This window comes from Streptococcus suis (assembly GCA_002831545.1).
Taxonomy (GTDB): Bacteria; Bacillota; Bacilli; order Lactobacillales; family Streptococcaceae; genus Streptococcus; species Streptococcus suis_P.
Window position 1 is genome coordinate 1,832,887 of sequence record CP025095.1, and the last position, 23,780, is coordinate 1,856,666.

26 protein-coding genes are annotated in these 23,780 nt (G+C 41.3%); 7 read left to right on the plus strand and 19 right to left on the minus strand.

The annotated features are described in order from the left end of the window. Positions 1 to 86: 86 nt before the first annotated feature. Complete coding sequence (locus CWM22_08890; protein ID AUC92873.1) at positions 87 to 1,403, minus strand: ABC transporter ATP-binding protein; 1,317 nt, start codon at positions 1,401 to 1,403, stop codon at positions 87 to 89. A 153-nt stretch (positions 1,404 to 1,556) separates the two neighbouring features. On the opposite strand from CWM22_08890, the gene CWM22_08895 reads away from it, so the two are divergent. After that, positions 1,557 to 1,865, plus strand: coding sequence for a hypothetical protein (locus tag CWM22_08895; GenBank protein AUC92003.1), 309 nt, complete (start codon positions 1,557 to 1,559; stop codon positions 1,863 to 1,865). 137 nt (positions 1,866 to 2,002) lie between these two features. Here CWM22_08895 and CWM22_08900 read toward each other — a convergent pair whose 3' ends face one another. The 3 genes from CWM22_08900 to CWM22_08910 are packed head-to-tail and all read right to left on the minus strand — an operon-like array spanning position 2,003 to position 4,859. Next, entirely contained in the window at positions 2,003 to 2,806 is an 804-nt protein-coding gene (locus CWM22_08900; GenBank protein AUC92004.1) for an MBL fold metallo-hydrolase, read from the minus strand. Between the two features lie 6 nt (positions 2,807 to 2,812). Further along, positions 2,813 to 4,162, minus strand: coding sequence for a cell wall metabolism sensor histidine kinase VicK (vicK, locus tag CWM22_08905; GenBank protein AUC92005.1), 1,350 nt, complete (start codon positions 4,160 to 4,162; stop codon positions 2,813 to 2,815). Next, positions 4,155 to 4,859: a DNA-binding response regulator gene (locus tag CWM22_08910; protein AUC92006.1), complete on the minus strand. Its 705-nt coding sequence runs from the start codon at positions 4,857 to 4,859 to the stop codon at positions 4,155 to 4,157. Before CWM22_08910 ends, vicK begins: the two co-directional genes overlap by 8 nt. A gap of 193 nt (positions 4,860 to 5,052) precedes the next feature. Here CWM22_08910 and CWM22_08915 point away from each other — a divergent pair, with 193 nt between their 5' ends. The 6 genes from CWM22_08915 to CWM22_08940 all read left to right on the plus strand — a co-directional run bounded on the left by CWM22_08915 (position 5,053) and on the right by CWM22_08940 (position 9,216). After that, positions 5,053 to 5,814 (plus strand): amino acid ABC transporter ATP-binding protein, encoded by a 762-nt coding sequence (locus CWM22_08915; protein ID AUC92007.1) that lies wholly within the window; start codon positions 5,053 to 5,055, stop codon positions 5,812 to 5,814. A gap of 10 nt (positions 5,815 to 5,824) precedes the next feature. Then, positions 5,825 to 6,664 (plus strand): glutamine ABC transporter substrate-binding protein, encoded by an 840-nt coding sequence (locus tag CWM22_08920; GenBank protein ID AUC92008.1) that lies wholly within the window; start codon positions 5,825 to 5,827, stop codon positions 6,662 to 6,664. Positions 6,665 to 6,678: 14 nt separating this feature from the next. Then, a complete protein-coding gene (locus tag CWM22_08925; GenBank protein AUC92009.1) occupies positions 6,679 to 7,377 on the plus strand; it encodes an amino acid ABC transporter permease in 699 nt (232 codons plus the stop codon). A gap of 14 nt (positions 7,378 to 7,391) precedes the next feature. Then, entirely contained in the window at positions 7,392 to 8,051 is a 660-nt protein-coding gene (locus CWM22_08930) for an amino acid ABC transporter permease (GenBank protein AUC92010.1), read from the plus strand. Between the two features lie 122 nt (positions 8,052 to 8,173). Then, the gene (locus tag CWM22_08935) at positions 8,174 to 8,461 is read left to right on the plus strand and encodes a hypothetical protein (GenBank protein AUC92011.1); all 288 of its coding nucleotides are present in this window, start codon (positions 8,174 to 8,176) and stop codon (positions 8,459 to 8,461) included. Then, on the plus strand, positions 8,401 to 9,216 hold the full coding sequence (locus CWM22_08940) for a hypothetical protein (protein ID AUC92012.1): 816 nt from the start codon (positions 8,401 to 8,403) through the stop codon (positions 9,214 to 9,216). The genes CWM22_08935 and CWM22_08940 overlap by 61 nt, the downstream gene beginning before the upstream one ends. An 82-nt stretch (positions 9,217 to 9,298) precedes the next feature. Here the strand turns inward: CWM22_08940 and CWM22_08945 are convergent, their stop codons facing one another. From CWM22_08945 to CWM22_09015, 15 genes are all read right to left on the minus strand, one after another. Beyond that, a complete protein-coding gene (locus tag CWM22_08945) occupies positions 9,299 to 11,251 on the minus strand; it encodes a threonine--tRNA ligase (protein ID AUC92013.1) in 1,953 nt (650 codons plus the stop codon). An 18-nt stretch (positions 11,252 to 11,269) separates the two neighbouring features. After that, positions 11,270 to 11,599, minus strand: a complete 330-nt coding sequence (locus CWM22_08950; GenBank protein ID AUC92014.1) for a MazG-like protein — start codon at positions 11,597 to 11,599, stop codon at positions 11,270 to 11,272. A 627-nt stretch (positions 11,600 to 12,226) separates the two neighbouring features. After that, complete coding sequence (locus CWM22_08955; protein AUC92015.1) at positions 12,227 to 13,555, minus strand: transposase; 1,329 nt, start codon at positions 13,553 to 13,555, stop codon at positions 12,227 to 12,229. 121 nt (positions 13,556 to 13,676) lie between these two features. Continuing rightward, positions 13,677 to 14,000, minus strand: coding sequence for a hypothetical protein (locus CWM22_08960; protein ID AUC92016.1), 324 nt, complete (start codon positions 13,998 to 14,000; stop codon positions 13,677 to 13,679). 2 nt (positions 14,001 to 14,002) lie between these two features. Next, positions 14,003 to 14,275, minus strand: coding sequence for a hypothetical protein (locus CWM22_08965; GenBank protein ID AUC92017.1), 273 nt, complete (start codon positions 14,273 to 14,275; stop codon positions 14,003 to 14,005). Further along, positions 14,275 to 15,093, minus strand: coding sequence for a cobalamin biosynthesis protein CobQ (locus CWM22_08970; GenBank protein ID AUC92018.1), 819 nt, complete (start codon positions 15,091 to 15,093; stop codon positions 14,275 to 14,277). Before CWM22_08970 ends, CWM22_08965 begins: the two co-directional genes overlap by 1 nt. Positions 15,094 to 15,245: 152 nt before the next feature. Then, the gene (locus CWM22_08975; protein ID AUC92019.1) at positions 15,246 to 15,833 is read right to left on the minus strand and encodes a hypothetical protein; all 588 of its coding nucleotides are present in this window, start codon (positions 15,831 to 15,833) and stop codon (positions 15,246 to 15,248) included. A 12-nt stretch (positions 15,834 to 15,845) separates the two neighbouring features. Further along, positions 15,846 to 17,183 (minus strand): amidase, encoded by a 1,338-nt coding sequence (locus CWM22_08980; GenBank protein ID AUC92020.1) that lies wholly within the window; start codon positions 17,181 to 17,183, stop codon positions 15,846 to 15,848. A 13-nt stretch (positions 17,184 to 17,196) separates the two neighbouring features. Beyond that, a complete protein-coding gene (locus tag CWM22_08985; GenBank protein ID AUC92021.1) occupies positions 17,197 to 17,457 on the minus strand; it encodes a hypothetical protein in 261 nt (86 codons plus the stop codon). A 13-nt stretch (positions 17,458 to 17,470) separates the two neighbouring features. Then, the gene (locus CWM22_08990; GenBank protein AUC92022.1) at positions 17,471 to 19,420 is read right to left on the minus strand and encodes a virulence factor; all 1,950 of its coding nucleotides are present in this window, start codon (positions 19,418 to 19,420) and stop codon (positions 17,471 to 17,473) included. A gap of 15 nt (positions 19,421 to 19,435) precedes the next feature. Next, entirely contained in the window at positions 19,436 to 20,083 is a 648-nt protein-coding gene (locus tag CWM22_08995) for a hypothetical protein (GenBank protein AUC92023.1), read from the minus strand. Next, on the minus strand, positions 20,083 to 20,388 hold the full coding sequence (locus tag CWM22_09000; GenBank protein AUC92024.1) for a hypothetical protein: 306 nt from the start codon (positions 20,386 to 20,388) through the stop codon (positions 20,083 to 20,085). The genes CWM22_08995 and CWM22_09000 overlap by 1 nt, the downstream gene beginning before the upstream one ends. A gap of 137 nt (positions 20,389 to 20,525) precedes the next feature. Beyond that, positions 20,526 to 20,810: a hypothetical protein gene (locus CWM22_09005; GenBank protein AUC92025.1), complete on the minus strand. Its 285-nt coding sequence runs from the start codon at positions 20,808 to 20,810 to the stop codon at positions 20,526 to 20,528. Between the two features lie 4 nt (positions 20,811 to 20,814). Next, on the minus strand, positions 20,815 to 23,112 hold the full coding sequence (locus CWM22_09010; protein AUC92026.1) for a hypothetical protein: 2,298 nt from the start codon (positions 23,110 to 23,112) through the stop codon (positions 20,815 to 20,817). A 114-nt stretch (positions 23,113 to 23,226) separates the two neighbouring features. Beyond that, positions 23,227 to 23,709 (minus strand): hypothetical protein, encoded by a 483-nt coding sequence (locus CWM22_09015; protein AUC92027.1) that lies wholly within the window; start codon positions 23,707 to 23,709, stop codon positions 23,227 to 23,229. Positions 23,710 to 23,780: the final 71 nt, after the last annotated feature.

The window sequence follows — 23,780 nt, forward strand, 5'->3', positions numbered from 1 at the left end:
AACCTCATTCTAGAAATATCCTTCTTATTATACCACAGGCGAAAAATATTTTTGAGACCCAACTGTCGATTCAAAAAATATTTTCTCTATAAACGTTGAACAAGCTGACAATTCTCAACCAGCCATTTTCTGTGCACAACACTCTCAACAAACCGCTGATCATGGGAAATCAGGAGGACACTTCCCTGGTATTCCTGCAAAAATTTCTCCAGAGCTTCGATGGCTGTAAGGTCCAAATAGTTTGTTGGCTCATCTACTATCAAAAGATTTGCATCCGATAACAAGACCTTGGCCAAGGAAAGCCGAACACGTTCACCACCAGACAGATTTGCCACCTTCTGCTGAGCCTTATCGTAAGAGAGTCCCAACATGCCCAATAAATTGAGAACCGTTACCTTATCTTGAAGCGATGTCGAGCTAGCATTCACAAAGGCTGTTTCTTCTTCATTGAGACTTGTCAAATCTTGGGAGAAATAAGCAATTTTTAATTTTGGATTGTAATAGCCTTCTAATTCTTTTGAAATCAGTTTCCGAACAAAGCTTGTTTTGCCAGAACCATTTGACCCAACCAAAGCTAGTTTATCCCCAAAAGTCATACCAAGCTGAGGAAAATCAAATAAATACTTTTCCCCAATCCACAGCTGTCCATCCTGCAAGCGAAAGAGACTGTGAAGACCAGTATCCAAGGCACCTTTCGCTTCCATCTTTACCCACGTTTCCTTTCTAGGTTGTTCAACCTTTTCCAAACGCTCCATCCGTTTTTCCAAATGCTTGGCAGTCTTGGCCATAGACTTGGCTTGACTGTCATAGGAACCCATCATGGCTTTAACCTTCCACTCAGACGATGAAACACCTTTCTTTCTCTTCCCCATCTTCTGAGCCTTGACCTGACGCTCTTGTTGGGCTTTTTTTAGTTGAGCGACTTTTTTCTGATAGGCTTCATAGGCCTCCTGCTGTCCTTCTCGCCTAGCCCGGCGACTTTCTACAAATGCCTCGTAATTTCCTATATAAACCTGAATCTTTCCTTCTTCTAAATGCCAAATGTGACTGGCAATTTGATTGAGAAAATGCCGATCATGACTAACAACCAATAGACTGCCTCGATAGCGTTTGATTTGTTTGATTAGCTTTTCCTGGTGTTCTTGATCCAAATTGGCAGTCGGTTCGTCCATGATTAACAACTGTGGTCTTTGTGCAAAAGCCTCTTGAATAGACTTCCAAACCTGTTCCCCACCTGAAAGCGAGCTCCTATCCTGTAACTGGGGTACATAGGCCCAGTCTGCTTTTACCTCAATCTGACCAGCAAAATCCCTATCCAGTCCCAGTAAGATTTTCAAAAAAGTAGACTTACCAACACCATTATTTCCAACCAAACCAACCTTTTGACCAGCTTGAAGGCTCAACTGCTGGATTGTAAACAAACTACGTCCCGCAAATTCCTTCTCTAATTGAATACATTTTATCATTTCCATATAGACCTCTTTTCTTCAAAAAAGGGCTTCTATTCTTCAAAAAATGACACAAGAAAAAAGCCATGCAAAACATGACCTTTCCCTATGGAAAAAGTCACACGAATAGTAAGCCCTTATGAGCAGTCTTATCCCTTGTGTTGTCATTTAGTTTATCTTTTATTACTTCGACGTAAGAGGAAACATCGTTTCCTTATTTCCAACTTCAAACACTCCACTAGATTGTTTGAACTCGCTTTGCCGTACTATGTAGAAGTAACTTGCTTCGCAAGTGCTATCTCCAACCTTGTACAGTCACTCGACTGTACAAGCAGCCTGCAACTTTTGGCGCGAACATCATTCGCTCTATTTACGACCTCCAACAGTCTATTCCTAGACTGTTGGAGCAAGTACTAAAAGCAAAGTAAAAGACTAAATTATCAAATAATTGATTTTCAACAAGTTTTAAGAACGACTAATAAGTATCTTAATTATTCATGTAACTTCACCTCACGTATTTTATATATTTATTCTAAACAAGTTCAATGAATTTGTCAAATCTTGGTCAAGGGAGTCGCTGTGTCTGGCGATGTGTCATAGACTTGGAAATCCACTCCAACTCCTAAATCAGCCTGCGCCAACTGATTAACCATGGTCATGTGGGCCAATTCCTTGATATTGTTTTCCTTTGACAAATGCCCTAGGTAAATCTTTTTGGTCCGATTTCCCAACGAGCGAATCATGGCGTCAGCTCCATCTTCGTTACAAAGATGGCCCTTATCGGATAGAATCCGTTGCTTCAAATTCCATGAATAAGAACCCGAGCGCAAAATTTCAATATCATGGTTCGATTCAATCAAATAAGCATCGGCATTTTCTACAATTCCAACCATGCGGTCACTGACATAGCCTGTATCCGTCAATATAACAAAGGATTTGTCATCCTTCATAAAACGGTAAAATTGCGGACATGCAGCATCGTGACTAACTCCAAAGGACTCAATGTCTAGGTCGCCAAAAGTCTTCATAGCACCCAATTCGAAGATATGTTTTTGAGCCACATCAATCTTGCCCAATTTGCTCTCCATAGCCTGCCAGGTCAATTCATTGGCATAAATGTCCATCCCATACTTACGTGCTAAAACACCGATACCATGGATGTGATCACTATGTTCATGCGTTACCAGGATAGCATCAATATCCTCAGGCTTTCGGTCAATTTCCGCCAAAAGACTGGTAATCTTTTTCCCTGATAAGCCAGCATCCACTAAGATTTTCTTTTTATCTGTTTCCAAGTAAAAACAATTCCCGCTGGACCCCGAAGCTAAAATACTATAATTAAAACCTTTTCCGATCATATTCTCCTATTCTTCCTCATCTGAATCATCCCACTCATCTAGTGCGATGTCCTTGCTGTACGGCAAGACAATTGTAAACGTTGAGCCATGACCATATTCGCTTTTAGCCCAGATAAAGCCCTTATGTTGTTTTACGATTTCTTTTGCAATAGCTAAACCAAGACCTGTACCACCTTGGGCACGAGATCGTGCCTTGTCCACGCGATAGAATCGGTCAAAAATTCTAGGTAAATCTGCTTTCGGAATCCCCAGACCTTCGTCTGAGACGGACACAATCAACTGGCTATCTGTGGTCTTCATGCTGAAGGTAATTGTCCCGCCGTCTGGCGAATATTTAATGGCATTATTTAAGATATTATCCAAAACCTGAGTCATCTTATCTGTATCAATCTCAACCCAAATAGGACTGATTTGATAGTCACGAACAATCGTATAGACCTTATCAGAATCAGCATTTTTCATTTGGTCAAAACGGTTAAGAATAAAGGTCACAAAAGCAGTAAAGTTTATCAGTTCGACATCTATCTGACCAACCTGATTATCAATGCGCGATAAACTTAGGAGGTCTGTAATCATCCGCATCATGCGGTTGGTCTCATCTAAGGATACCTTAACAAAACTCGGTGCAACAGACTCCGTTAGCGCTCCCTCATCCAGAGCCTCTAGATAGGATTTGACGGAAGTCAATGGCGTACGCAATTCATGACTCACATTTGACACAAACAGCCTACGTTCCCGTTCTTCCTTGGCCTGCTCGGTCATATCATGTAAGACGACAACCAAGCCAGAAATCAGACCACTCTCACTACGAATCGTGGCAAAATTAGCGCGTAAAGTCAGAAATTCTTCGTTTTCATTGGTGTGATCAATCACAATCTCAGGTGTCTGAGCCAACAAATCTCTCAATGTGTAACGATCTGATAAATCTAAAACCTCGAGCAGGTGATACTGCTCCTGCTTTTGGCTAGAAAGCCCCAACTGTTTCTGGGCCATATCGTTAATCATGATGATCCGTCCGATACGGTCTGTAGCAATAACACCGTCACTCATATAGGACAAGATGGAAGTCAGACGCGTCTTTTCTTGTTCTAAATTATCATGAGTTAAGCGGATGACCTCGGACAGATCATTAAGAGAATTCGCCATGTCTGTGATTTCAGGACTTCCCCTCATGTCTAACACATCTGCATAATTCCCCTCAATTAAGGCGTTGACTTTTTGATTGAGTTGTTTAATTTGCTTATTATCCCGATAGTTTTCAATCAAAAGGACCGTCAGAGCAATTAGAAAGCCAATCAAAATGACAACAAACCAAAATTCTGCCGTGGTCATTAAATAACGTAATTGATTAATCATTTCCTTTTATAAAATATCCCACTCCGCGACGAGTAAGAATGTATTCTGGTCTGCTTGGTGTATCTTCAATCTTCTCACGCAGACGACGAATCGTTACATCCACCGTGCGGACATCACCAAAGTAATCATAACCCCAAACTGTTTCCAATAGATGTTCTCGAGTCATAACCTGACCTAAGTGTTTGGCCAGATGGTGGAGCAATTCAAACTCACGATGGGTCAGCTCCAGCTCTTTGCCATGCTTCTTAGCGACAAACGCATCAGGCAGAATGACCAAATCGCCAATCACCAACTCTGGAGTTCCTATTGACTCAATATTTGTCTGCGTCTCTGCCAATTCACTACGACGAAGAAGAGCCTTAACACGCGCCTGCAATTCGCGATTAGAGAAGGGCTTGGTCACATAATCATCCGCCCCGATTTCAAGCCCGATAACCTTATCAAATTCGCTATCTTTAGCAGATAACATCAAGATTGGAACATTGCTGGTCTTACGAATCGTTCGAGCAACCTCTAGTCCGTCCAATTCTGGCAGCATCAAGTCCAAAATGACAATGTCAGGAAACTCAGCCTCAAACACTTCCAAGGCTTCACGTCCATCGAAAGCTGTCACAACTTCATATCCCTCACGAGTCATATTAAACTTAATAATATCTGAGATTGGTTTTTCATCATCTACAATTAATATTTTTTTCATTAGTATCTTACCTTTGCTTTATTTCTTCTATTATATCAGACTTACCTAAAAAATTCATATTTCAAAACCACCTGACACAGCTATGTCACATTTTATTACATACAATACATTAAATTGTCAGAATTTACTTGACATTGTATATAGGCAATGCTAAGATGGGAATACCTAAAAAACACTATGCAAGGAGAATTTTATGGCTTTAGTAGAATTTAAAGATGTCAACAAATACTATGGCGACTACCACGCCCTACGCAATATCAACTTGGAATTCGAACCTGGACAGGTTGTCGTTCTCCTTGGACCTTCCGGATCCGGAAAATCTACTCTCATTCGCACGATTAACGGTTTAGAAGCAATTGATGAAGGAACACTCATCGTCAATGGGCATGATATTTCCTCTACTTCTATCAAAGAGCTCGTATCACTTCGCAAAGAAGTTGGCATGGTTTTCCAGCATTTCAACCTTTACCCACACAAAACCGTGTTAGAAAATGTTACTTTAGCACCGATTAAGGTTTTGGGAATCGATAAGGCTACAGCTGAAAAAACTGCTCAAAAGTATCTTGAGTTTGTTAACCTCTGGGATCGGAAGGATTCCTACCCTGCTATGCTATCCGGAGGCCAAAAACAACGTGTCGCCATCGCTCGCGGCTTAGCTATGAAACCTGAGCTTCTACTCTTCGATGAACCAACATCTGCCTTGGACCCAGAAACTATCGGCGATGTACTTGCAGTTATGCAAAAATTGGCACGTGACGGGATGAACATGATTGTCGTAACACACGAAATGGGCTTTGCTCGTGAAGTAGCTGATCGCATCATCTTCATGGCTGAGGGAGAAGTTTTAGTTGATACAACAGATGTGAATGGCTTCTTTGACAATCCGACAGAGCCTCGTGCCCAACAATTCCTCAGCAAGATTATCAACCACGAATCTGACAAAGTAAAACTCTAGGAGGAAGTCTATGGATAAGAAAAAAATCAACATTTTCTTTGCAATTAGATTATTGGTCTTTGGACTTATTCTTCTCGTTTTCGCAAAACAACCAGTAGCTCAAACAGAAACACCCGCATCCATTACCAATAGTGATCAAGTTCAAACTATCATCGATAGAGGCGTGCTCCGCGTCGGAGTGAAACAGGACGTCCCAAACTTTGGCTACAAGAACCCTGATACTGGTGAATTTGAGGGAATGGAGATTGACATTGCTCGTAAAATTGCAGATGAATTAGGTGTAGAGATCGAATTTACTCCCGTTACAGCGCAAACCCGAGGACCACTCTTAGATAACGGTCAAGTGGATATGGTCATCGCAACTTTTACCATCACTGAGGAACGTAAACTCCTCTACAATTTCACAACTCCTTACTACACAGATGCCGTTGGCTTCTTGGTCAATAAGGATAGTGGAATTAAGACATTTACCGACCTGGATGGAAAGACAATCGGTGTAGCTCAGGGTTCCATTACACGTACCCTCATCTCTGAACTAGCAGACAAATATGGTATCTCTGTCAATTTTGCAGAGCTTGGTTCTTATCCAGAACTCTCTGTCTCGCTACGTGCTCACCGTACAGACGCATTTTCAGTAGACCAATCTATCCTTTCTGGGTATATCAGCTCTAAATCTGAACTCATGGACTTTAGCTTCTCAGCTTCTGACTATGGAATTGTTACTAAATTATCTAACAAAGACCTTAACGACTACTTAAATAGTCTCGTAGAAAAATGGACTGTCGATGGTAGCCTACAGAGCATCTATGATGCCTATGGCCTCAAACCAGTCACAGAAACTGACGAATAGAAAGGTGAAACAATATGACAGTTTTAACAACTAGTCCTTACGCTTGGGAGAATTGGGTCAGTTATTTCAAGGATTTTCCAACCTTTTTCCAAGGTTTTCTCTTTACCTTAGCCATTTCTGTCGGTGCCTTTATCATGGCCATGTTTTTAGGAATTGTCTTTGGTAGTCTCTCTTCAAGTAAAAATAAAGTTTTAAAAATCATCGCACGTGTCTATGTTGAATACTATCAGAACACGCCGCCGTTGGTTCAGTTCATGATTGTTTATTATGGACTTCCACTGATTTCAAACTATGTTCTCATGCCGTCCATCTACTGGACAGCTGTTATCTGCGTGGGACTCTATCACGGTGCCTATATCGCAGAGGTCATTCGTGCAGGGATTGAGGCTGTGCCTACTGGGCAAACTGAAGCCGCACTCTCACAAGGATTTACTCAGGCTGAAACCATGCGGATTATCATTTTGCCACAGGCCATTCCAACAATCCTACCTCCATTAACTAACCAAGTAGTAAACTTGATTAAGAATACGGCTACTGTTGCCATCATTTCTGGAGCTGATATTATGTTTATGACAAAATCTTGGTCTGCTATGAATGCCAACTACATTCCAGCCTTTGCTGGTGCTGCTTTCCTTTACTTCATCATGTGCTTCCCTGTTGCAAGCTGGGGACGTCGCATTGAAGAAAAGAATAAGTCAGCTTTTTCACACTAGAAGGAGGTTAAACGATGAATTATGTTTTAGAATTACTCAAACCTTCAACCTTCCAACTCTTGTGGAATGGTCTGAAGCTAACCCTCTATATCTCCAGCATTTCCGTGGTCTTTTCTGTCCTGTTTGGGATGATTTTGGCCATTATGCGAAATGGTAAAAATCCACTATTCAAGTGGATTGCGACAATCTATATCGAGTTTGTACGAAACGTGCCTAACTTGCTTTGGATTTTCACGGTCTTCTTGGTCTTCCAAATGAAGTCAACGCCTGCTGGCATCACTGCTTTTACTATTTTTACCACGGCAGCCATGGCCGAGATTATCCGTGGTGGCCTCAACGCTATCGGACCAGGTCAGACTGAAGCTGGCTTGTCACAGGGATTTACCCCGGTACAAATCATGGTCTATATCATCATGCCGCAAGCCATTCGCAAGATGTTGCCAGCCATCATCTCACAGATTGTGACGGTCATCAAGGACACTAGTTTCCTCTACTCCGTTATCGCCCTGCAAGAACTCTTCGGTTCGAGTCAAATCCTCATGGGACGCTACTTTGAGGCGGAGCAAGTTTTTGCTCTCTATCTCATGGTTGCTCTGATTTACTTCAGTATCAACTTTGCTATTTCAAGCCTATCACGTTATGTAGCTAAGTCTTGGGCGAGTAGTATTGAATAAATAATCTGAACCAGTTTTCTCGAGAAAGCTGGTTTTATGATATAATCAAAGAAAATGTACTCAAACCATTTTGGAAATGCCTCTGTTCCCAAATAGTTTAGAGTTAAATAAAGGAGAAACTTATGAAACGACTCATCTATATTGACCAGCTGAAAGGATTTGGAATTTTAGCTGTCTTATTTCTGCATACAGTCGGTTATATCCGAAACGCTCTTCCATATACCGATATCCCTCTTTGGCGACTAGAAGCCTGGCTACACTCTTTCCTTATGCCATTTTTTGTATTTGTCAGTGGCTTTAGTTTCTATCATTTTTACCTAAAACCAAAACCTAGAAATAATACTTATATATATATATATATATATATCGACTGTTGCAAATATACGCAGTCTTTGGCAGTAGTATTGTAATTAGCAAAATCCTCTTTTCAAGTTACACTGTTGATAAAATACAACCTAGTCACCTCGTTTCTAATTTTCTCCTGCCAGATACATCTATGTGGTATATTTGGTTTTTAATCCTTATGGCCTCCGCAACTCTTATTCTCCATCGGTTGCAACTAACAGAACCAGTTTCACTGATTTGCATTGGTCTTTTTACACTATTTGCTGTCCTATGGGGTGGTCCATTAAATATCAGTCAGTTACCAATTGGGTTACAACACCTGACTTCTTTACCACTATTTTATTTTTTAGGTATTTATTTTGCCAAGAAAGAAATTCACAAGAAAATGGTTAGACAGACCGTTTTTCACAGTTTAGCCGGTCTGGTCACCGTCTTCTATCTCATCTATTTACAGTCCTACCAAACCTACCCAAGTCAGCACCTGCCATTTCACACCTTCCTACGATATGCAAACGGACTAGCTATGACCTACCTGATTGTTTCTATCATAATCACTCTGGAAGGAAGATTACCCTCTATTATAGCTTGGTTTGGCCAGTATTCACTTTACTTCTATCTGGTACATACCTACATCCTGACAATTATTACTCTTTTCATAAAGAAATATTTTATAGATTTTTCTACACCTCTGCTGCTCATAAGTTTTGGATTACTTCTTATCATCAACACCCTAGCCTTGTTTATCGTTAAAAGGATTCCTATACTGGATAAAGTATTTCAAGGGAAGGTGATTTCCTACCCTCAAAAGAAGCACGAATAGCATGTGGTACTGCACTCCCAGCCAGGCGGTTGGGAGTTTTTTTTACATGCAAAAAGAAGCCCTTTCGGACTTCTTACTTTATTTATTCAGCTGTTTCAGCTGGACGTGACTTGCGGGCAATATCTGCTAAGATATGATCCACAAATTCTGCCACAGACTGAGTTTGCGTTGCCTTGCTTCCGTAGCGACGAACGTTGACTGCATTGTCTTCCATTTCCTTGTCACCGACGATGAGTTGGTATGGAATCTTGCTGGTCTGACTCTGACGAATCTTGTATTGCATCTTCTCGTTCCGCTCATCCACGTGTACGCGAACGCCACGGTCTTGCAATTCTTTGGCAACCTTCCAAGCGTAGTCCAAGTGAGCTTCCACAGAAATCGGAATGAGTGTCACTTGGGTTGGAGCCAACCAGGTTGGGAAGGCACCCTTGTAGGTTTCAATCAAGATGGCAGTGAAGCGTTCCATGGTTGAGATAACACCACGGTGAATCATGACTGGACGGTGCTCCTCACCGTCAGCACCGATATAAGTCAAGCCAAAGCGTTCTGGCAAGAGGAAGTCCAACTGAATGGTTGACAGAGTTTCCTCGTTACCAAGGGCAGTTTTCACTTGGATATCCAATTTCGGACCGTAGAAGGCCGCTTCACCCTCAGCCTCAAAGTAGTCCACGCCCATTTCATCCATGGCACCTTTCAACATCCGCTGGGCATTTTCCCACATCTCATCGTTGTCATAGTACTTCTCTTTGTCCTCTGGATCACGATAAGACAGGCGGAAACGATAGTCGTTTAGGTTGAAATCTGCGTACACATCGATAATCAACTGGAGAGCTTTTTTGAACTCTTCTTGGATTTGTTCAGGTGTCACGAAAATATGACCGTCGTTAAGCGTCATCTCACGCACCCGTTGCAAGCCAGTCAATGCACCTGATTTCTCATAGCGGTGCATCATACCAAGCTCAGCGATACGCACAGGCAACTCACGGTAAGAACGCACATGGTTCTTATAAACTTGAATGTGGTGCGGACAGTTCATCGGACGAAGAACGAACTCTTCACCGTCACCCATGTCCATAGTCGGGAACATATCTTCTGAGTAATGCTCCCAGTGACCCGAAGTCTTATAGAGTTCAACAGAAGCCAATGGTGGTGTGTAAACGTGCTGGTAACCAGAAGCCAATTCCTTGTCTGTGATGTAACGCTCCAAGGTACGACGGATGGTTGCTCCATTTGGCAACCAGAATGGCAAACCTTGACCAACTTCTTGGCTGATCATGAAGAGATCCAATTCCTTACCAAGTTTACGGTGGTCACGCTCTTTGGCTTCCTCACGCATTTGAAGGTAAGCCTTGAGGTCTTTCTTGTCAAACCAAGCTGTACCATAGACACGTTGCATCATTGGATTTTCGCTCTTACCACGCCAGTATGCACCAGCCACGTTGAGCAATTCAAAAATTTGGATACGACCTGTTGACGGAACGTGTGGGCCACGGCAGAGGTCAACGTATTCGCCCTGAGTATAGATGGTCAAACCACCTTCATCATCAGAGTGCTCGTGAATCAATTCCAACTTGTATGGATCATTTTTGAAAATCTCAAGTGCTTCTTCCTTAGTTACTTCACGGCGTTCAGAAGGGAAGTTTTCCTTGACAATCTTCATCATCTCTTCCTGAATGCGTGGCAGGTCTTCATTTGAAATCTGACCAGCTGCATTGTCCGTGTCATAGTAGAAACCGTCTTGAATAGCTGGACCAACACCCAACTTAATGTCTGGGAAAAGGCGACGAGCCGCTTGGGCGAACAAGTGAGCCGCTGAGTGACGCAAGATATCCAAGGCATCCTCGTGGTCAGGCGTCACGATTTCAAGCGTACCGTCCTCTTCAATAGCACGAGTGGTGTCAATCAATTTACCATTGAACTTACCAGCAAGAGCCTTTTTCGCCAAAGACTTGCTGATGCTCTCCGCAATTTCAAAAGTTGTCACACCAGCCTGGTACTCACGAACAGCACCATCTGGGAAAGTAATTTTTAACATAGGTATCTCCTTTTTTATTTATTTTTTAATCCCCAATAACTCTTCTTTTTGAGCTAAAAAGGTTTCCATTTCTTTTTGAATATCAATATCCAGGCGGTCGGCTAATTCGATCAACCACCAGATATTTTCAGCTATTTTATGCTCCAAGGTATAAGGCGTTTCATCATAGTAACGCCCCTGCTTGGTCATAATCAGACGGTTCATGTTGCCAATATCATTGCTCAAGGCCAAGAGATCCTCCTCGACGGACCACTCTTTGTCATGGTGCTTGATTTCCAGCTCTCTATAAGCCTTGCGAACGGCTAGGCAACGGTCAATCGTTTCTTGTGGAATGCTGGTCAACTTCATCTCCTTATTTTGTCAAAAAAGAAAATACGACGCCCTCGCAAAAGGACGTCGTAACGTGGTTCCACCTTCATTCGCAGTCACGCTAAAAAGCCTGACTACCTCAGATTGGCGATAAGGGAACCACCCTTTTATGTTTGCATAAAATCATACCGAGTAGTGTCAATCCTATCCTCTATGTGCTTGCACCCACCGCACACTCTCTCGAAGATTTCCTAGAATTGATAAGTCTCTAACAGCTATTATAACAAGGATTTTCTGATTTTTCAAGGATTTATCTTCATTTGTATGCGGTAGAATTTTTTAGAATGCCCTGTACTACATTTTTTGAGGAGAACTAATTACCGAGATGCAAAGAAAAAACTGAACAATTTCTTGCTCAGCCCTTGACAGTGATACCTTTATCCTGTATCATATATTAGAGACTGAGTAAGAAGTAGAGGTTCTTACTCGGTAAGTGGTACGCTGTAGGAGGCGTGCCACTTTTTTTATTCGATTAAGTTAGTTAGATTATAGCACACTTAGGCACACTGTGCAAGTGCCAATCTGAATTTGTACGCAACACAAAAAGCCTTTCGCTGGAAAGGTTATTTATATATATATCTTGTTATATATCTTTTTATCTACTTGTCAGAGATTTTTCTTTCCTTCTCTATTGTATAGATGATGGAGAGTATACTCTCGTTCAATCTGGTTAAGTTTTTGCTTGATTGTCGCAGCTGTAATAGATTCTAGTTCAGCGATCTTTTCATACTCTTCACGCCAGGAGCCGAAAAATAAATCTCTGAGTTGTTCCTCGTGGTTGAGGACTATAATACGACTCATTGTCTCTGCTCCCAAAACGGTCCAATACATGCCACGTTTCTTCATCCTATACGTGATTTTACGATGTTGTGACTCCATAATACCTATCCCTGCATGAGTAAAGCCTCTCAGCTCGGCTGGCTTAGTGTATTGAAAATTATTAAGAAGCTTCCTCTTGAACTTCTCGAACTCCTCCATTTCTTCTTCAGTCAATACTAACGATTCTGTAGTGTCTAACACTGTACGTAGTTTGCCTTTATCATGTTGTTTTATCGCCTGAAAAGCTTTGTCTAGCAACTCTTCTGAGTAGGGCTTGAAGAAGGATTTTAGCTTCTGGTTGACATGATACTCATCCCAAAAATGTTCGTGACGTTTAATTTTCAAAGCCTTGGCAATCTCTTTGAAAACATAAGGGGTATAGCCATGACCACCGTCAGAATTGGTAATCAGCAGGGTATTGTCTGTTATCTCGTAAGTGTTATAAAGATAGTCTAGTACCTGTTCTCTGGCCAATCGATTATCTAGACCAACAAATTCCTTTTTGTCTTTCAGCTCAAATCGGTTGCTCCCCACTTTCTGACTGCCTGTATGAACTACGAAGTGAGATAAATCATAGTGTCGGTTATCCGTGTCTATGTCACGTGCCTTGACCATGACACCGTCTCCCTCAATGTATATCACATCAACCCTCTGCTTTTCTATCTCCTCAGTCTCTTTGTAAAAACGATAGACTTCACGTTCTGTCAGCAACTCATTGCAGAGTTTGACAGCTTTAACAACAATAGGTTTTGTGATAATGATATGATAGGTCATCTGAATAACCTGGGTAACCTTCTCATAGGGCATCATTGTCGATAATTTAGCAATTTGATACATGAATTCCCAGGAGAAACGTGTATTCTTTGTTAATCCCAATTTCTCATCAACTGGTACACACCACTTATCACCCTTCTTCCATCGACGACGTCGAAAAGTAAATTCACCAAAAGTAAAAGCGACTGTCCGCTCCATTGAGTGTATACAAGTATAACCCCTAGCCTTCATAACAGGAACCATTTCTTCATCATACTTGGCCACAAAATCATAAAAATATAGTGCATTCTCATCAAACAATTGTTCTTTTAGCACTCGCTCATCAAAAGTAGTGGTTAACATCGACTCTCTCCTCTAATTTTAGAATAACGAGCCCTATTTTAATCGTTCGTTAAATGCTTTTCAAATTTATTTTTATTTTGACATCAAAAAAGCCTTATCCCTGAAGATAAGACCCTTAACATTATTTGATTTCTTGCTTTCGCTGCTTCATTGTAGAATGGATAGTTCCTGCAAAAGCATAACAGATTGGTAGTGACACAAGTCCCCAAAAGCCCCAGACGATACCGTCAGCAATGAACGAGAAATCACCTGAGAAATGGACCCCCACCCCAATTAATAGAATCGGTAATACTAGAACTGGAACAAATTTCAATGCTAGTAGTCCGATAACGAGTAAGAAAAACATATTTAAACCAATAAACTGATAGAAAACATATAATGCTGCAGCCGTAAATAACCACAAAAATGTTTGGAACAGTTTTTTAAAAGAGACAAAAATGATCATTTCTATTCTCCTGATAATTCTTGTTGAAGTTTCTCCCATTCCTGGATAATCAATTTTTCCAAGTAATCAGATGCTGACCTCGCTCTATTGTGAACTACTAGGTCTTCTAGCTTGCTGTGGCGTACGTCATGGTGTAGCGAAAAGACAAAACGCCCTTTTCTATCATAACTATCAGGTGCTTTTCGATTAGCCCCTGCACGCTGAACTGGCGTCCGTTTTTTTGGTGGTTCTTTTTCAAATTTTTCTTTTAATTGGGCAAAACGATTATTTGTCATTATGCAGCCTCTCCTTCTAGTACTTTTAAGATGTTTTGATAGACATACTCTATATTATTATAAAACTTTTGGTGCGCTTGTTTTTGTTTGTCTGTCATTTGTTCACGCTGCTCAAACACACTCTGGTTAATGACTAGGCTCTTAGCGACCAACTCTTTCTTCTGAATAGAACCCAGGTACGCCTCATCTTCTTGAATAACATCCAGGAATTGGTTACAGGTATCTGTTACATTGTTTCCGTAATACTCGATTTTATTGCCAATAATATAAGGCTCTACTTTGACATAACTCTTCTTGGTGATAACCTCAATTGCCTCACTCTTAATCCGATCTACAAACCTTTTGAGAGCAAGCCAGGCACGAAAACCATTCGTTGAAGCATCAGTTACTCCTAAGACGATATCAGAAACAGCAATAAAATTAGCTGTCACAAGACTTTCGTCATTGTGGGTATCGATCAAGATAATATCAAACTGTTCTGCTAGCTCATCGTAATGCTCACTAAACCACATGAACAGCTGAAGGTATTTATTATTTCTACTGGATAGGTCTAATTGTTCATCCGTTAAGCGTTCATCCCCACGAATGAGACTAAGATTATCGTTGATGCGACAAATTTCATACTCGCCAGTTGTAAAAATATCATAGATAGTCTTCTCGCTGGTTACGTCGAAGGAATGCGTTAAATTACATTCTCTTGCGCCATCAATCAACAGGGTCCGTTTATTTTTAATACGTGACAACCAATCACCCTGATTGAAGGTCTGGCTGCTTTTCCCACCGCCACCTTTGTCTAGGTTTGTTGTTTGAATTTTCATGAAGTGACTCCCTTATCCTTGATATTGTTATATAAAAAGTTATATAACTTTTTATATACTTATTTTACAACATACAATTCCTTTTGTCAACAAAATATGCACAAATTGTTATATAACTTTTTGTGCATATTGTTATGTATCCGATTATTTAATTAACCAAAGGTTCCACCAATATTTCCACCAACATAATTCTTCAGCTGAATCTGATTGACGGTAGTGTTGAAGTTTCCAACAAAGTAACAATTATCTTCCCCAGCCTTAGTCAATACAATAAGGAATTGGACAACGTCCTCGCTTTCTGACTTTGTCACTTCCAACCGAGAGGCTTGGTAGCTGTATTCATTTACCAGGAGCGCCATCGTCAAAGTTTGAACCATAGCATCCTGACTCATTGACAGATGATTCTCTATCGTTCCTTTTACTTCAGTCAGGTGACTGGCTTGACCGATCATCTGAATGGCTTCTTCAAATGCTTGGGCTACCTGCTCTTTCTCCTCCTCACTGCTTTCTGTATACGGGTGCTCTAATTTCAATTTGGCAGTTCTATAGTTCTTTTCATCCGCAGTTTCTGGGACTGGTTCCGACTCAGTTTCAGCCTCTGACGGGCTAGTTTGCTCACTTCTTGGTTCTTCCTGAAGCTTGCTGCTCGTGAAGTTCTTGGAGGCTGCTACTCCTGAGAAAATAAGCATTAATCCAACAACGATTACATATACCCAATTTTCTTTCATCCATTCTTTCATTGATTTATCCTTCTACTTTCCTAGCTTTGGTTCTTTACCATCTGGGTAGGCAAAGGTAGTGATCGCTGCCTTTTGCTGTTCTGGACTCCATACACGGTAGTTCCAGGTATAAGGCTTCTTGAAATAATCCCAACCTGATAGCACTGTATTTTGTTCTACAATCAAGATTGAACCATCTTCAAACACATGGCAGACAATCCCTGTGTGGCCATATCCTCCGCCTCCAGTCTGCGTAGAGAAGATAGCTCCTTTTTTAGGTGTTGTTGTAACAGTATTTCCAAAGATGTTAGCCCAAGCTGCAGCCTGGTCTTTCCCGTTTCCAATAACAGATCCTGAATGACCCCAGAGGTGATTACCCATGCTGATAGTTAGGTTGACACATTGACCTGCTAAAGAATCACTACCTGGGTTAAACCATCCCGTAGAGCTTGCGTATGCCATACCGAGACTTTTCGGGTCAATAATATACTGCTTCAAACTCTCTGGAATATTATCTGGACTATAGCCCCAGGCAGTTGCATCTGCTGGAACCTTCCCTGTCCCATCAGTAGCGACAGCTGAAGAAGAGTCACTACAATCTTTGCTTGTACTTGTGAAAGTATCTGACGGACTACTATCACCAGAACTAGCACCAGCCTTGTATGGCTTGTCTCCATGAGCACTGATAGCCTCTTTATCCAACCACTGGTACTTTTTACCAAAGGTGTTATACATATCTATCAGCTTGGTCTTATAAGTGGTATCTGTAGCCCATCCACCATCAGCAATGGCACTTAAAGTAGCAATGCCGTCTGTATTATTGATCGCTCCAGTATAGAGAGTCTGATGGGCCATAAACTCTGCCTTACCGACGATCCCTGCTGCATAACTTGAAAACCAGGTATAAGCTCCACCTGTTCCATCTCCAACATTGGCCCCAGGCTTAGTACCCGATAGGTCCACACTATCTTCGCCATAGGTGGCAATTGTAACTGGAAAGTCACTCTTCGTAGAGGTTTTTACCCCTCCCATATTGTGAGCTTGCCAGAAAGAAGTGCCGTTAGGATTAGAGAAATTGAATCCATTTTCAATCATCGTTTGAGTAATGGAGGCAGATGGCAAAAAACCACCTGCCTTCCAGGAGAGGATATAAGCCTCCTTGTGCTCCTTAACAAATGAATCGATGGAACCGTCACCTGAATATACAGAAGACTGCGTAGAGGTCGATGTTACTATTTCCGTTGAACAATTTTCTTGTGTCCCACCAATAGCAGCACCTAAAACCCCTACTAATATCGTTACGCCTATACTGATTAGAAAAAGGAATGAAATCAGCGGAACCAGTATTTTTAAGAATACGACTTTTTTCACGTGCCCCTACTTTCTACCACAAGCCTAGAATAGTTTTTATGACAGCATAGAACATTAGAAAGACAATGAATCCGATACCTAACTTCTTCAGACTTTTTAGAAACTCTCGATCACGGGCTTCTTGAGCAGCCAAACGTTCAGGATCAGATTCTCCTTCAGAGGCAAAATACTCTCTAATTTCTTGGTTTCTAATTCTTCGGACCGTAAAATAGTTATTGATAGCTTGTTTTCGTCTTGCAATTGGTCCAAGTTTGTAAGGTCTCTTATTTGACATACCCTCATCCTTTCTACTGAATGCCGCCATAACGTTGAATTTCTGGTGTTAATAATTGTTGATTGAAGACTAAGTTCCCAACTCCTGCAATGTTCATAAAGAGCTGGCCCTTAGCCAATCGAGGCAGTGTTTCCAACTCTGATTGATTCATAGACCCTGCCAGAGCATTAGCAAGCAGAGGAATGCTTGTCTCATCTGTTTGTGCAAACACACGATACTGCATCAATCCAAAGATACGCTGGACTGCTGTCACGTAGGGATCCTTATGAGTACCGATTCCTGATTCAAAAAGGATACCTCTCAGTGAGTTCACTGACAACACTACACCTGCAAAGTTCTCTCCCATAGAATCAATCATATCAGCTAGCAATTCCACACTGCTTTCATACTTGGGATTAATCAAGGTTTGAGCTTCACTGATATTCACAATATAATGCTCCATATCCATTTCCGTCAGACTTGGATTAGCCTTGATGAGCTGCTTACAGCGTTTACCATTATTGACAATATCAGCTGATACCAAAGATAGAACCGAAAAGATCTGAGCATTGAGCAAATGCGGTGTCCCCTTCAATCCTGAAAAGTCAAAGGTGACTACTTGCTCCGAAGAAATGTCCTGAAATTCTGTTGTACCTTCAAACATCTCAGCATTTGTTGTTAGCAGTTCATTGAAGGTCTTATGAATACGATTGACTGATTTAATTTCTATTTCATCAGGGTTACTTTGGCTCATCAGACTACGCTTATAGTCCTCTGCATACAAAATAAAATCAGATAGGATAGGATATTCTTCGTTTACCAAGTCCGTAGCCTTCAGTCTCTCTGGATTCAGCTTAGGATTACGGGCCCACAAGCCTTCTTCAATGTAAAATTCATTAAGCATATCGCCAAAAGTCGTCAGATCATCACCTGTTACTTCACTATTAAGTAGCTTGAAAATGCTCTTGAGTTTTTGAATATGAAGATTATAGGATTTCTTCTTATCAACTTCTGTCCCTGCCTCGTTGGTAACTGTTGGAAACACCTGAAAAATGTTAATGCGGTTGGCTTCACCTGATAAATCAAGTATGATGCCATGTTGCTGCCTTGTTTGATCTAGGAATGTTCCATTGGCATCAAAATTACGAATATAGTTTCCTTTGGAATAGAGGCCGTCTGTATGCTTCAGAAGGAAGGAGCGTTGTCCCATCTTCGGATTCCCTGAAATAATCATAAACGAGCGAGTCCGACGTTCATCCCGTTCTAGGAAATTGAAGTTTACAGCTCCCTTGGTCGGTGTCCATCCCATATAGACACCCCTTTGGTCTTCTAGCTTGGTATGGTTAAAGAAGTATCCACCTGCCAAATCACGTGCTCTAATCGGAATACCTCTTCTATGATTAGGCAAATCTATTTGATATTGTGCTGGTATGAATGGTGCATGGTACTCAAAATCCAATTCACCTGAGAGAATTGTTGATTTGAAGTTAGAAGTCTTATCTTTAATGTCCTCTACTTTCTTAAAGAGACCTTCTTTAGTCGATGCTGAAGAATAATTCCGAACATACATACCAAGCATTGCAATATTCTTCTTGGAGATCTCTCTATCCAATTGAGTCAAATCTTTAATTTCATCCATTTCTCGCTGGTTATCAACGATCTTGCTGTTGCCTGTAATACGAGTTGACTTTTCCTCGATGGCATCTTTTATGTCTTCCTTCAGTTCCTTATTATTTGCACGGTAAAGCGATAGAAAAGAACGTGTTCCTGGAATCAGCATGAGGTCGGATAACCAAAAACGGTCCAAGTCTTCTGAGGGGTACTCATAAAAATGAAGCACTGTATGGTAGCCATCTCCACTTACCCAGGAACGGTCATCCTTTTTGAAATCAATATTTCCTTGTGGTTGAATCCGACTGAGAAAGGCCAGGTCATATCCCTGGGCTTTTAACTGTCTCTGTCTACGCTTTGATAGTTCTGGCATCTTATCCTTCCCTTCTTAAACCTTTTCATTCATGTTGTTATACTGCTTGATAATTTGTTCCTTCTTAACCCTAGTAATTTCACGTGGAACAAAATCGCCATTTCCATTCGTCTTGGCCTTACGGACCAGATCGTCTAGTTCTGTTGTAGTAGGTGCAAAGAGCCAGAGGATAAACTCTGTATTATAAATTTCTTGTTGAATGCTCTCCTCAACCTGAATTTCATTGATAAGCAATGTTTCACGATCCAATAGTTGCAAGTATCGGCGAGAGTCAGGAAGCAACTTCGCTTTTTCTTGCCGAACCTTGCTCAAATGGTGTCGAAGATCCATTATCTGAGTATCAGTGTTAGTTGGCAAAGTCGTGGTCTCGATCTGAATATCTGTGTTAAAGTTGGTTAGCCAGGTTTCAAAGTTATCAAGAGTACGTCTAATCTCGTTATAAGAGAGCGACCCCAAGTCTTTCCCTGGAATCTCCATCAGCTGAAGATAGCCATAATCAACCAATTGAATATAAGCTTGACGGTTATCAATGATTGATTTGACATCGAGCAGTTCCACACAGGAATGAAGGTCAAAATACTCTTGACCGCCTTTCTTCGTATCCTGTTTTCGTCCCAACGGACGTTTTTCAATTGGCTGTGTTTGTGCTTGCTTAATAGCCATTAGTGAACCTCCCTTCTTTGATAATTAAGGCTAATATAACGTTTCCTTCGTCTTCTGAAAAAGAGAAGCATACTATGCCAATTTTTCTTTCCACCATTTGTTGGTAGAACCAAGTAAAGGCACATCAGAGGTGTTAAGAGAATAAAAGCAAGCAACTGTGGCCACTGGCCAGTTGGAAATATCTTCGTCCCAACAGATACCGCAGCAACCGCTGAACCTCCTACAAAGACTATATCAGCCATAAAGAGCCCTATAATTTTTACTTTGGCATAGATGTCACGTGGAACACCGTATTTTTCATCCATATATCTAATTCCTTTCTCTTAATACTTCCATCATAAGAGATAATGACATTTCCTGCGTTAAGAGGACAAACTGCCTAGCTGACAATCACGATATTTGTTATATAAAAAGTTATATATCTTTATGCATAAAAAGAGCCTCAAAGCTGAGACTCTTTAACCATATTGAAAAATTCTTCTTCTGACAAAATGATGATTGACTGGCCTTCTGCTATTCTAGACATAGCAGCCTCATATTTCTTGGAACGTTTATCAGGATCAAAGAGATTTAATTGCTTATGACCAGCAATAAGAATATCTGTTTGAGCCGAAATGTAATTCTGAACAACCGCCCCTCTACGCTCCAGAAAGGCAATCACATCTTGCCTGGTCATTGGGCGTAAACTCCCTGTGATCACAATAACCTTACCCGCAACATCAAACATTGATTTACTCCTCATTTTCATCAATCTCTGCACCGCTGATATGCGATTGACCTTGCATGTATTGACCTGCTTGCTGCATTTGGTGCTTCATGTAGTTCATTTGCTGCATCGATTGATCGAGACTACGTCTAGGAGGGGTTGAACCGCCAGTTGGTCGAGAGTTGTTGTGGGGATTATTTGGAAGTGGGCTATTTTCAATTGGATGAGTGCTTTTTTCAGATGAAGAAGCTGGGTCTTTAATTCCACCAGAGGAGTTACCAGATATTCCTGAGGGAGTTCCAGTTGGGTCACTGATGCCTCCAAAGGCTTCACCAGTTGGCTCTGTAGGCGGTGCCGTTGGATCTATAATACCTCCACCACTTGGACCGCTGTCGGTGTTGTCAGACACTTCTGCTGACTGTATGTTTGGATCGGTAATACCTCCGTCATTCGGACTACTATCGCCCTTGTCAACCGCCTGGGATTCATAAGGAGCTTCAGGAGATAGTCCTTCACCACCGTACTGACCTGAAGGATTTAAAGTATACTCCCCATTATCATTAAAACCTGGTCGTGGCGGAACCGCATCATTATTCAAACCTTTGTAGACAGCATCATGAGCAGCTTGTTCTTTTTTACCTAAATTGTCCGCTATAGCACCTGTAAAGTCTTTCGCCTTACCTACTGCTTCTTTGCCCATCACATCAGCCAGGTCTACCATGTTGCTGACACCACCTTTAGCTGCATTCCAGGCTCCTTGATCCCTAGCAGCGTTGATAGCTCCTCGAATACCGCCACCTGTCGTTGCTAGACTGTTTCCAAGGACTTTGCTCCCTGCTGCAACTGCGCCTGGGGCTTTCTTAGCCATATCAAGACCAAAACCACCCAATGCCATAGCACCGTTACCTACTGCACCCGCTCCAGTCGCAAAAGCGTTCCCCATCATCATCGCACCTAGCAATTGCTGTGCAGTGTCACTGTGGCCAGTAGAAACACCCAACCAACGTTCGATCATTGTCACTCCCTGCATGGCTGCCAGGAAAACGCCAATATATACCAAGGAGGCCGCTAGACACTGTTCCCACATGTTCAGTCCATCAAAGAAACCGCCTGAAAGTTTTGTTACTGCCGAAACCGACAAAGTTGGCAAATCTCGGAAGATTTCAAGGGTTACACGCATAATCACAACTTCAAAGAAGATACCTGCCAGTGCGCCTCCCATTGTACGTAAAAGCTCTTTATACTTCTTAGAGTTGGACAAGGAAGAGTATCCTTGGATTGGTGAAATCATGGCTTCCACCACAATATCGAAGACCGACTTAACAAACTTGATTGACATAGAAATCAACAAAACAATCAGGATAATGTACTGCATGAACATCCCTATCCAGTTGACCTTGTACCGCATATAGACTGGCTCAAAGGCATTTAACTGACCGACAACACGGTGTTGTGTGATAGTCTCAACACCGTCCTGATTGGCATTTAATTTATGCAAGAACAATCCCTTTATTCCTGGAAGTTTCTTTTCCATCACATCTAACAATCCAGAGCTAGTAGATCCATAGGTTGCCCCAAAATCAATTCGTGTTGCAAAGTCGCTAGTATCTCGCTTATCAAGACTATCCGTAATATTATTGACGGGTGTTGAACCTTCTTTTGGTGGCTTAATGTAGCCATAATCATCTAGAGGAAAAAGCTCCGTTGAAAAGTCATTGTCAATCAGTACCTTGAGATCTACGATATTGTTCTTCATAGGCTGGATCGCCAAGGATGAATAATGCTTGCTTCCGTCTGGTGCATCGCTAGAAATCGTCTGGATATTCATCGCATCTTGGGCCATGACAGACGATATAGTCGTCAAAGCTAAAGGAAGAACTGCTGTCACCATTGTAACTAAGAGGAAATTAGTAATCACCCCTTTATACTTGACTGGCTTTGTAAAGACTCCAGTGATAGCCGAAACAACAAGAATTAGGCTAAAGAGGCTGGTTCCGACAACTTGGAACCAAAAATAGAACTGACCTATAACCGTGTTGCTATCACCTAAGTAGCCAAATAAACCAAAGAGCTTGAACATATTGTTAAAGACATGTTCAAGGCTGGCTGTAATAGAATACAAGGCTTTGGCAATTCCACCTGGAATATAAGCTAAGAAAGATAGAAAAGCTGGAGTAGAATCCAGATAGTTACTCCAATATTTATAAAAGGAGGCCATCTTTTCCGCATTTTCTCCTGTGATATTTCCATTTGTCGCACCATTAATATCCAAGAATCCTGTTTCTAATGAATTGATCAGATCAGAGTAAGTATCATAAGTCACATAAGGTACCTGCTTTCTCTATATGATACCCTCATCATAAGGGATAAATAAAATTCCTGCGTTAAGAGGACAAATCATAGGAAAGAAAAAAAGCCTCAAATTGAGACTTTTCCTTTACTCAGCTTCACCTGTAAAGTCAAAATAACCATCAGAGGTATATCCAGTTTCAAACTCGAATATACGAATTGATTGTCCTTCCTCTGATAAAACAACACAGTAGAGCTGGTCGCCTAATTTCCCCCAGATATCATCTTCATGATATCCAACGTTAATAACGAAATAGTGTTCTCCCTTTAATTCTGACTCATGAGAAGCCAATATTCCTTTCATAGAGCTAGATAGTTTGTCTTCAGGAACGACTTCATAATAAACTTCTTCATCCCCTGACTTCAGTTTATGATTTTTCTTATCAAAAACGATTTCCTGTCCACCCCCAGTGAAGATTAAGCTATCATACCCTGGAAAACTTGAATAACCAACGTAGCTATCCTTTAATTCAGTTTTGACAATGTCCTCAGAGTTTTTTTGACCACAGGCTGCCAAAACAACCAGAGCGATACCAAGTACAAATAGACTTAGATAACGTTTCAACTTCATAGTGAACTCTCCTTGATATTTCTTGGCTTCATTATAACAGAAATATTATGTTCGCTCAATGGTTATATAAC

Coding starts and splice junctions, on each gene's coding strand:
- CWM22_08965 (AUC92017.1), bottom strand. CDS start 14,275: ATGACAAATAATCGTTTTGCCCAATTAAAAGAAAAATTTGAAAAAGAA.
- CWM22_08915 (AUC92007.1), top strand. CDS start 5,053: ATGGCTTTAGTAGAATTTAAAGATGTCAACAAATACTATGGCGACTAC.
- vicK (AUC92005.1), bottom strand. CDS start 4,162: ATGATTAATCAATTACGTTATTTAATGACCACGGCAGAATTTTGGTTT.
- CWM22_08945 (AUC92013.1), bottom strand. CDS start 11,251: ATGTTAAAAATTACTTTCCCAGATGGTGCTGTTCGTGAGTACCAGGCT.
- CWM22_09000 (AUC92024.1), bottom strand. CDS start 20,388: ATGGATGAAAAATACGGTGTTCCACGTGACATCTATGCCAAAGTAAAA.
- CWM22_08935 (AUC92011.1), top strand. CDS start 8,174: ATGAAACGACTCATCTATATTGACCAGCTGAAAGGATTTGGAATTTTA.
- CWM22_08975 (AUC92019.1), bottom strand. CDS start 15,833: ATGAAAGAATGGATGAAAGAAAATTGGGTATATGTAATCGTTGTTGGA.
- CWM22_08995 (AUC92023.1), bottom strand. CDS start 20,083: ATGGCTATTAAGCAAGCACAAACACAGCCAATTGAAAAACGTCCGTTG.
- CWM22_09005 (AUC92025.1), bottom strand. CDS start 20,810: ATGTTTGATGTTGCGGGTAAGGTTATTGTGATCACAGGGAGTTTACGC.
- CWM22_08925 (AUC92009.1), top strand. CDS start 6,679: ATGACAGTTTTAACAACTAGTCCTTACGCTTGGGAGAATTGGGTCAGT.
- CWM22_08950 (AUC92014.1), bottom strand. CDS start 11,599: ATGAAGTTGACCAGCATTCCACAAGAAACGATTGACCGTTGCCTAGCC.
- CWM22_08955 (AUC92015.1), bottom strand. CDS start 13,555: ATGTTAACCACTACTTTTGATGAGCGAGTGCTAAAAGAACAATTGTTT.
- CWM22_08960 (AUC92016.1), bottom strand. CDS start 14,000: ATGATCATTTTTGTCTCTTTTAAAAAACTGTTCCAAACATTTTTGTGG.
- CWM22_08910 (AUC92006.1), bottom strand. CDS start 4,859: ATGAAAAAAATATTAATTGTAGATGATGAAAAACCAATCTCAGATATT.
- CWM22_08970 (AUC92018.1), bottom strand. CDS start 15,093: ATGAAAATTCAAACAACAAACCTAGACAAAGGTGGCGGTGGGAAAAGC.
- CWM22_08900 (AUC92004.1), bottom strand. CDS start 2,806: ATGATCGGAAAAGGTTTTAATTATAGTATTTTAGCTTCGGGGTCCAGC.
- CWM22_08930 (AUC92010.1), top strand. CDS start 7,392: ATGAATTATGTTTTAGAATTACTCAAACCTTCAACCTTCCAACTCTTG.
- CWM22_08985 (AUC92021.1), bottom strand. CDS start 17,457: ATGTCAAATAAGAGACCTTACAAACTTGGACCAATTGCAAGACGAAAA.
- CWM22_08990 (AUC92022.1), bottom strand. CDS start 19,420: ATGCCAGAACTATCAAAGCGTAGACAGAGACAGTTAAAAGCCCAGGGA.
- CWM22_08920 (AUC92008.1), top strand. CDS start 5,825: ATGGATAAGAAAAAAATCAACATTTTCTTTGCAATTAGATTATTGGTC.
- CWM22_08895 (AUC92003.1), top strand. CDS start 1,557: ATGGAAAAAGTCACACGAATAGTAAGCCCTTATGAGCAGTCTTATCCC.
- CWM22_09015 (AUC92027.1), bottom strand. CDS start 23,709: ATGAAGTTGAAACGTTATCTAAGTCTATTTGTACTTGGTATCGCTCTG.